General features: G+C 40.0%; 9 protein-coding genes. 6 read left to right on the top strand and 3 right to left on the bottom strand.

The genetic code is table 11. The features are described 5' to 3' along the window. Window positions 1-1,140 (bottom strand): type IV secretory system conjugative DNA transfer family protein (locus LC574_RS12845; RefSeq protein ID WP_229453882.1); only part of this gene is annotated, 1,140 nt, incomplete at its 3' end. Window positions 1,141-1,683: 543 nt separating this feature from the next. Here LC574_RS12845 and LC574_RS12850 point away from each other — a divergent pair. Further along, window positions 1,684-2,454: a DUF5895 domain-containing protein gene (locus tag LC574_RS12850; protein WP_229453883.1), complete on the top strand. Its 771-nt coding sequence runs from the start codon at window positions 1,684-1,686 to the stop codon at window positions 2,452-2,454. Window positions 2,455-2,641: 187 nt separating this feature from the next. Here LC574_RS12850 and LC574_RS12855 read toward each other — a convergent pair whose 3' ends face one another. Together LC574_RS12855 and LC574_RS12860 are read right to left on the bottom strand one after the other, a co-directional pair. Further along, window positions 2,642-4,609 (bottom strand): M23 family peptidase, encoded by a 1,968-nt coding sequence (locus LC574_RS12855; RefSeq protein WP_229453884.1) that lies wholly within the window; start codon window positions 4,607-4,609, stop codon window positions 2,642-2,644. 111 nt (window positions 4,610-4,720) lie between these two features. Further along, window positions 4,721-5,029, bottom strand: coding sequence for a hypothetical protein (locus tag LC574_RS12860; protein WP_229453885.1), 309 nt, complete (start codon window positions 5,027-5,029; stop codon window positions 4,721-4,723). 130 nt (window positions 5,030-5,159) lie between these two features. Between LC574_RS12860 and LC574_RS12865 the strand changes: the two genes are divergently transcribed. The 5 genes from LC574_RS12865 (at window position 5,160) to LC574_RS12885 (ending at window position 8,816) form a co-directional block, all read left to right on the top strand. Then, window positions 5,160-5,858: a hypothetical protein gene (locus LC574_RS12865; RefSeq protein WP_229453886.1), complete on the top strand. Its 699-nt coding sequence runs from the start codon at window positions 5,160-5,162 to the stop codon at window positions 5,856-5,858. A gap of 107 nt (window positions 5,859-5,965) precedes the next feature. After that, the gene (locus LC574_RS12870; RefSeq protein ID WP_229453887.1) at window positions 5,966-6,508 is read left to right on the top strand and encodes a hypothetical protein; all 543 of its coding nucleotides are present in this window, start codon (window positions 5,966-5,968) and stop codon (window positions 6,506-6,508) included. A 257-nt stretch (window positions 6,509-6,765) separates the two neighbouring features. Continuing rightward, window positions 6,766-7,119 carry a hypothetical protein gene (locus LC574_RS12875; protein WP_229453888.1) on the top strand — a complete coding sequence of 118 codons (354 nt, stop codon included), beginning with the start codon at window positions 6,766-6,768 and terminating at the stop codon, window positions 7,117-7,119. Window positions 7,120-7,145: 26 nt separating this feature from the next. Continuing rightward, the gene (locus LC574_RS12880) at window positions 7,146-8,036 is read left to right on the top strand and encodes a DNA polymerase (RefSeq protein WP_368736685.1); all 891 of its coding nucleotides are present in this window, start codon (window positions 7,146-7,148) and stop codon (window positions 8,034-8,036) included. A gap of 477 nt (window positions 8,037-8,513) precedes the next feature. Then, window positions 8,514-8,816: a hypothetical protein gene (locus LC574_RS12885; protein ID WP_069069453.1), complete on the top strand. Its 303-nt coding sequence runs from the start codon at window positions 8,514-8,516 to the stop codon at window positions 8,814-8,816. The last annotated feature ends 439 nt before the right edge of the window (window positions 8,817-9,255 follow it).

Here is a 9,255-nt window from a genome sequence, read left to right on the forward strand (position 1 = left end):
GCTCAAATTACCAACAATCATCAAGTGCATTGCAGCCGCCAAAAGAGGCCCAACCACACTACGACGTTCATCATCTAGCTTGAACACGACCATCTCTCTACCTTCAAGCTTAGTGGGAATGTCCGATTTCCCTATAAATGCCCTCAGCAAATCAGCTTGGATGAAAGATGAGAAAGTACCTGCTGCTGTGGTCAAAATCCCAGAAATAGTCTTCTCTGCATCCTTAGCACTCAAAAATTGAATAAACGAAGTCGCCACCCATTCATCCAACCTTTTGGACTGTACCGCATGGTCAAGACGTTGCACCAGTTTTGGCAACCGCAGCACCGCATACAGCATCGCCATATCTGGGTAAGGTGAACCCTTGACTAACTGTAAAAGTGCTTTAGCTAACAAGTCCCCGGCTTTAGCAAAGAACTCATCACTTTTACCACCACTGGAAGCATTGCGGTTAATCACTTGTCCAATTTCTCCTGCCATTACCCCATCGCGTGCATCACGCATATAATCTAAAGGATTAATCACACCGCTAAAGGGTTCACCGGGGGCAAATACTCGTACTTTGTAACCATAACGGGCTGCTAAGGGTGCATGGAGTCGTAGTTGGTCGCCCTTCTTGTCGTAGAGTAAAATCGGAAAACCTTGCTGCATAGCACTTTCTAACATCCGGTCTATGGTTGAGTAGGTTTTACCAGACCCAGGCGCACCTATTACCAGTGTTCCCCTTTCGGCATTGGGAAACCAAACACTAGGAGATGCACCTAACATTGTTTGCAGATTAGTAATTAGCGATCGCCACTTGCCTTTTACCCAATAGCGAGGAGTACCAGACCATAGGGTAACTTTATTGTGTTTATGCTCCTTGATTTGCTTGAGTGCTAGGTTAGTTGCTGCTAGTTTCTCACTGATACCAGAGACTTTACCAGTGGTGATTTTTCCCTTACCAGTACCACTGATTTGCAACAACAGTAAAACGAAGAGCATTCCACCTATCATCATCCAACCTTGGGGATTGTTATACTGTTGAAATAATTTGCCAAAGTCAATGCTAGCCAGAGGTGTTTGAAAGGATGACACTTCAATTAATGTCGAGTTAGCAGTGATCTGGTTGTGTGGTAGATTTTTCTGGTAAATGTTCATAGCAGTTAAGTAGGCATTTAGCAGAAATTTTAGCTACCAATTGAAAGCTAGGGAATTGACCTTTTGGACATTTTTTTTAGAGGTGTTAGAAACTCTATTTCTAGAGGAGTTTCAGATACATAACAGCTTTATGAATGATTGCTGTTAAACCTGGCCAATAAATCCTCACGTGAGAGATTCGATAACTGCAACAGTAAAGAAGCATACTCTTGTGAAGGTAGCTCTAGAATAGGGTGAATAATTGTGGCTAATTGTTCATCTAGCGTACCAAATCGAACTGTTAGTAAATTTTCCACAATCATACGTTGCCCTTGCTTTTGAGCCTCTTGCTCCCACTACACATATAATGGTGATAATTTCATGATTAACCTCCTGTCATCCTCATCTATATTTTCGCTAGTCTGTAAATTAGCATTCAAGATACTTTATTTTATGGCGTAATTTAAATCTGTGGTGGAGAGTAATTGCCTCATAAACAACGATTGGTAAATAAGTTTTGAGGCTAACGCCTCATGCGTTGGGCAATCATATTTATGTACTCCAATGGTTAAATCTAGGGTTTCAAACAACTCTAATCGCTCCAATCAATCTACTGCCAAAACTGCTGCTTCTAATCCCAAAGCTAATACCAAAACTCAAGCAGCTAAATCTAAAGCTCCTAACACTCAATTGTCAGACCTTGATATTGACGATATTGACCCAGAACTTCTCAGCGACAGTTATAACCAAGTTAGACGACCGTTACTGCCTTACGGCATTGTCGTTAATGACAAACCCGCCGGACTTCTAATTCCAGAAGACCAGCTAGAAAAGGCTGGCTGGCTTAATATGCCTGATGAAAACGACCTAACCATTGTCACCCTAACTGAAGATGTTACTGGACTTTTAATTACTCAAGCACGTTTACTAGTTTTAGCTTTTGTGCCAGAGTATATCCGTTATAAATCAGACGTTGAAGACTTGGGTGGTTCTTTTGTTGGGCTTTATGATGAATACAAACATAACCTTGACAAGAAAACAATGGATGTGTGTTCAGAACATGCACTGATGTTTCTGGATGAGGATAATCAACCCCTGCATACTACTCCTGTCGTTGTCCGCTTTAAAAATGTAGCTCTCTGGAGTTTTAAGTCAGTGCGTGAGGAGTTTTACCGTTCTTTGGAGAAAACCTTTGCTGACTATTTCCAAGTGCCATTTAGCGGCAAAAGCGATAGGTGGCGTAGCTTAGGTGTGCTGTCAGTCGAGTTCAAAGCTGTAAAAGAAGGCGAAGGTAAGAATAAACACGACTGTTGTAAGACTGTAGTACCCTCATAGTCGGTGCTGGTAATTGATATGCAGTTGTCTTCAGTGGTTGAGACTGAGTAGGGGAGGCGGAGTCAGAATAAACTCCCTTTCCTTCCCCTGTTTGCCCAAGGTGTATTTTTGAATGCAGCTCAGTATCAAATATTTCTTTTATCTCATGGGGTGAAGTAATAGAGGTTTTAGATAAATCTGTCATACTCTACCTCCCATTTTCAGTATTTTTAGCAGTGCTGATGTAGCTAGAATTTACATTGGGAGAACAGGTCAGGGTTCCATTATCGGTATTACCGTTGCGATAACTAGCTAAAGCGGTTTTGCCGTAATCTTTGAGGCTGAGGCGACCGAGGGCATCTGAGCCATTTCCGTCAACTTTGCTGTAATCACCACCAAAGTGCTTTTGAGCTACTCGTTCAATTAGGCGTTCGCCCGTAAATGGCTGTCCTGTAGCCGGATCGATTTGCTCTTGTGTTACTTGAATTTTGTTAGCCATATCAGCCATAAACGCCCTATCTTGGTCAGCTGGAGGAAAAAACTCAAATAGTTCAGCCTCTGTTGGTTGATGCCCTTGCTCCACTTGACTCAGTAACTCTTGACCTCCAGGCTTGGCAGCAATTAACTGCACTGCATAGGGGTTATAACTCATGAACTGGTAGCGACCGAGAGCGCGACCACAATTTAAACCCCCATCCGCACAGGTATGTATACCAACTGCTTTGTAATCCCCACTACCAGCACTCTCAATCTCCGCAATTGCATTTGAGAGCGATCGCAAATCAATACCAGAGAGTGATTGACCTGTTATCGACTGACTACCATTACTAAACGTGCATGGATTAATCTTCTCTATTACTCCAGTACCGTTGGTAGTCTTAGCTTTCGGCTCTCTTGTAGCTCCGGTTGGTAAAGACGCGGTATTTGTCCTCTGTTCACTCAAATTGCCTACAAATATTAGGGAGTTAACCTTGTAGCTGAAAAAAGGAACAGGCCCGATAAAATAAGGTGTACAACCCATTCGCCAAGCACAAAACCGAAAGAACAAAGCCGTATCTACCGTATCAGTGGTTTCATCTGGCTCCATTACCACCACCTTAAAAGCTTTACCAAACGGTAGCCTTCCTGTTGGTTCCCGACCGTTATTCACTGCTTTCAGGATACCCCGCCCGCCCTCGACTTCTTGGTATTTACCGGAAATCCACTGTTTACCTTCTAACTTACTGCGATCGCTACGACCTGCATTTTCCAAATCGTCCAGTTCTAAGTAAGCACAATCTTTTTCAGTACAAGGCACAGAAAACCCTTGCACGTCTGAACCAGAAATCGTATTGTTACGGCGGTTTTCTGTTGGCCCATAAACTACATCAATCCGCATTACCAAGCTACCAATTTCAGTGATGGGATTAGGCATTAATCCTAAAGGTACTTGTCCCAAACCAGGAATATCCGAAACATTGCTATTCATCCAACCTGTAAATTGTTGTAGCTGTACTGCATCTAAGTTAGGAATTGAAGAAATAGAAAACTCTGCCAAGTCAATTTCTCCCAGCTTCATTTGCCCAACTTCATACTGTGTTAGTACCTGAGCTAGTGTTAAATTAGATGCGGCAATTAAGTGAGATTTTAGTAAGGTTGCAACAGGTGTAATATTGTTTACTTGTGTCTTAGCTAATTCTGGAACAACCTGAGCTAAATGGCTCAATGTCTGCTCCCCAATCAGGGGAAATTCACTCAAGGCAATTTTGTTTAAATCTATACTGTTAATGTCTGTGTTCGCCTCTGGTTGTGTGCCCAGAGCGATCGCCTGGATCGCCTGCAAAGAAAACTCCTCTGCCTGTAATGCTTCACTGATATCTCCTAACTTCAAATATTGGTCAGGAGTCATACCCACATTCCAAGTGCGACTCAGGTCATAACCCAGTGTTTGACTGTAGGGACTGCCATCAATTGCACCGGATTGACTGATACCTGGTAGCTGGGCCAGAGAAATGCGGCTCCAGTCTGGCAGCAAAACTTTAGTAGCAGGTAGTCGAGACTGAGGATTTGCAACTTCTACAATTCGAGTCGGTAAATTGCCATCACCAATTGTGTTGATTGTAGCTTGTGCGGCGATACTATAAATAATACAAGCAATGACAACCAGAAGAGATATCCATGCTTTTGGTATCTTCATAATTTCAGTTTTAAAAATGACAGCAACTATACCCAAGTAAGCAAAGTAATTTATTTAATGAAAACCATTCTTTTGTTACTTGTGGGGTATAGTTATCAGTAGAAATATGACTTATAACTCTAGCTCTGGCGATGCTGAATGTTGACTTTTCTTAGACTTGTAACCTGAGCCAGAGCCATATCCTGATAATTGAGGATTGGGATTAGCAGCCGATTCAGTGTAAGGTGTATCCCCAAGATTGATTTCAAAAATATTCTCTTGATAACCATCCCTAAATTGGTCTGCTTGCAAAGGATTACTACTATCTCCAGAACTTGATTGCTCAACACCGTAACCTTCAGATTGATAGCCACTGCCAGACTGACAATTACTACTGTCGTCAGTATCAAGATTTTGGTTAATTGTAGGTTCGTTATTCATTGGCATTACCTAAAAAAGCTGTATCAATGCCAGCATAAAAAGATTTATCTAGTATCAGCATTCACCTATTGGACATTAATTTTTTAGCCGATTGGCTATTTTTGGTGATGCGCTCATATCGAGATAAAAAATGGAGCAAATGAATTTGATTTCACCAGAAGTAATGGCAGAAATCAGTGATGGTAATAGTACCAAACTGCCAGACAATACCCGAAAAATGCTGCAAATTCTGGCAAGTTTAAATACACCAAAAGAATTATTAGCAAGTCTTTTGGAAATAGCTGAATTTTCCCTACACCATGTTCGCTACCTTGCAGGGCCATTGGTAATTCATCGCAGTCCTTGGAGTGATACGATTCCCCAATGGTTAAAGTTTGCTTGTATTCAGGATCGATTGGAACTTATCTTCACTGAATATGAACAGAATCAGGTTGGTGTTTCCAGCACAGCCACAGAAGTTCTTACCTACATGATGCCAGCAACTTACGAAGCACCTTTACATAGGGATTACGCTGACCTTTATCTTTGGGTAGGTAATGAAGTTTTAACCAAATACGATAAATTACCAAAGGGTTGCAAGAGTTTTTATGAATTTATAGGTGATGGTGATACGAGCAATGCCAGCAATAATCGTATCATTCATTTTAATCAGGTAAAAAATGAATTCAACTATCTTAGCAGGTCAATTCGACGCAGCATAGTTAAACACGCAGCACAAGAAGGATGGGGTAAGCGTCATGTCAATACCAAGTCTAACTTAGACTCGACCCAAAGCACTCCAACTCCTAAACCTTCATCAAATTCAACTGTGCAAATTAGCTTGTTCTGAATTTTCCAGAAATCCTCAGTCTATTCAAATTTTCAGATGAGGATTTTTCTGTTAAATGGAAGCGTTCGCTTCTTGAATTATGAACATAAATTTTCAAGTTAGTCATCATGAATACTCAACAAATTCAAGAAGTTTTAACTCATCTCATCATTGGAATTACAGCCTTATATACCATTGTAATGGTCGTTGATTTCGTTGTGGGAATAGTCCATCTGTGGCAGAAATTTACAGTCAACATCGAAAACACAACATCTGAAAAATCACACCTGGAATCTATTGATATTAAGAAATCTCTCAAGTTGAAAAATCAAAATCAATCAACTAACCATATTACATCAAAACCAGAACCTCAACCAGACAACTTTATTAGCATTGATGTAGACAAAATTGATTTACGTACAGCCAGAAAAATTGCTACTGCCATAAAAAAAGCTTCAACATCCAATCCTGACTTAATTATCAAACAAAAAGTCAACAGTAAAAGTGTTCCTTTAGCCTGGTTGCAAGCACAGATTAAGCATCGTTTAGAACTGGCACCAGAAATTGTCACACCCATTATTAGAGAATTGGCTCCTACTGCTTTTACATCTGTTCGAGAGAATATTCAGCATTCTAACATTGCAAAAACAGGTAAACGTAAAGTCAGTTAATCATATAAAGAGAGGAATATCGATAGTATTACCTCTCTTTAATAGGGTTTCAAATCTTTGTATAAAACTAATTTGAAGTTGCTATAGCAATCCTAAATGAGTCGTGAAAAATATAGAGAAGGAAACGAACCGCCAAGAACGCCAAGGACACAAAGGGAAGAAAGAAGAAAGAGATATAGAATTTTCACAAATGATTTAGGACTGCTATAGATATACAAGCTATCGCTTCTAGGTGAAAAATTCAAATTTAATTCATTATGGCTACGAACTTAATAAATACAAATAATATTAGTATTTATACCCCAGAATATACTCTTGTTTCCAATGTTTCAACTATTAATTATGCTCTCCAAGGTCTGTTTCAGGCAGAAATTTTAGCCATAGATTGTGAAACAACAGGACTTGACCCTCTAACTGATTCTATTAGACTGATTCAAATAGCTGCACCAAACCATCCAGTAGTGCTAATTGATTTACCAGCTATTCCCAAAAGCGATCGCCCACTACTCAAAAAACTGCTTTGTAACTCTGCTGTCAAAATTGCTCATAATGCCAAGTTCGACTGGCAATTTCTCACACTTGCAGGACTTCAACTAATCAAAGTAAATTAGTTTCTTTAGCTGCACAGTATCCCATAATTCAAGCATTGCTTTCTTACCGCCGTCTATCCAAAATTATCGGCACTTTTACCGAGAAACTACCCCAGCATATCCACCCCAAAACTGGGAGAATTCATCCCAACTATTATCAATTAGGGGCAAAATCCGGTAGATTTTCTTGCCGCAAACCACCTCTACAAAATATTCCCCGTGATGAAGCAGCTCGTAGCTGCTTTATTGCTGCCCCTGGCTATAAAATTATCAAAGCCGATTACTCCCAAATAGAACTACGAATTATGGCTCGGCTTAGTGGTGATACAAAGATGTGCCAAGTCTATCGCCAGGGGGCTGACTTACATCGATTAACAGCATCTCTAGTAACTGGAAAATATATCAATGAAGTGACTGAAGAAGACCGCAGACTAGCAAAAGCAATAAACTTTGGATTGATTTTCGGTATGGGCGCTGCCAAACTCCAAATTTACGCCCAAGTAAAATATGGGGTGGCAATGACATTAGAACAAGCAAAAGCTTTCAGTCAACGATTCTTTGAAGCTTATCCTGGAATAGCTAGGTGGCATGAAAACATCAAACGTAAATACATTCAAGGCATTAAGGAAAGTCGTACACTAGCAAATAGACGACGGAGATGGGTAAACAAGCCCCGATTATCAGAGCTATTTAATCATCCAGTACAAGGTTTAAATGCCGACATCAACAAATTAGCTATGGTAAAACTTTCAACGACCTTAGCTAAATTCAGAACAAAACTCATCTGTGTAAGACATGATGAAATTGTACTGGAATGTCCAGAGACTGAAGCTGACCAAGTTAGCCATATATTACACAATTGTATGGTTGCTGCTGCCCAAAAGTTTCTCAGTCCTATTCCAGTTGTTATAGATATTAAAACATCAAATAGCTGGTGAACTACCCCAACTTGCCGAGTAAGACTGAAGTTGAATTTGCAGTCAAGCTATTCTGAGAAGATTTGTCAAAAACTCAACTGCCCTCCTCACAGTATAGCTCGTGCAAAAATGTGATTAGAAGGCGTTTCGTTTTTGACTCGAAGCACTATCCCCGCCCTATCCCAATACCGTTCAGTTAAGAACATTTATCTGTTGGGGCGGGCTGTTCTTGAGCAGGGGAAGCAGGGGGAGAAAAAAGGCTTAACTGAATGAACCGTATTGCACCCTATCCACTATTTATGGCTGTTCCTGAATCGGTATTCTAGCGATTATAAATAACGGAACTATTTTAACTATATCTGCTTACGCAGATTGAGAGTGAATCAAGAGTTTAAAACCCAACTAAGCGGGTTTTATTGGTGTGTCTATAAACTCTGTGACTGACAAATACCTGATGTAAAAAATAAGTTCCAATATTTACATATTTGAGGTGTATTAATGTCTAATCCCCGGATTTTAGGGGCAAGAGAAATTCATCTAATTTCACTCTACAGTCACTGGGAATTTGGTATGAAACCAGAAGAATTTTATGCCAAATGGGATGTTAGTTATGAACAAATTGCCCTAATATGCTGTCGTTCTGATTCTACAGTCCGAGGTTGGTTTAAGCAAGGTAAATTTAGACGCTATCCTCAGCCTAATGATTTACGACATTTGGCATTCATGGACTTTTTGTTGGAACATTTTGAAGAAGTTCCCGAACAACTTTGGCAATTGCTATGTCTGACTCATTCGCCTTGATCTCAATAACATTTCTATTCTACATATAGCAATCCGGTTTGATTACTGAAAGGTTTTTAAAACAAAAACTTTGCCCTGCAAGGTTTTCAGACTCACTACACTTTCTTTCATTCTAGTCGTAATGCTATATATCTCTCCAATCAATCTAATACACACATAATTCTAATTGTCAATATCAATTTGACCTGTCTTTGAGTATACCTCCTCGTTTAAGGTAAAATTTGGCGATTTTAAAGCACATAGCATGGTTATTTTACAGCATTTTTAAGGGGTAGAATATGACTTATTCTGAGCAATTAAAACCGTGGTGTATTGTCCGTGGTATTCCCAATCAAGAAAATATTGTTGTGAAAAGATTCCGCCGACGTGATGATGCTGTTGCTTATCTGCAAGTCTTGAAGCAGTCAGGCAGAGATATTGCTTTTAAAATCATTTTTAA

Source organism: Nostoc sp. CHAB 5715 (genome assembly GCF_020829685.1).
Taxonomy (GTDB): Bacteria; Cyanobacteriota; Cyanobacteriia; order Cyanobacteriales; family Nostocaceae; genus Nostoc.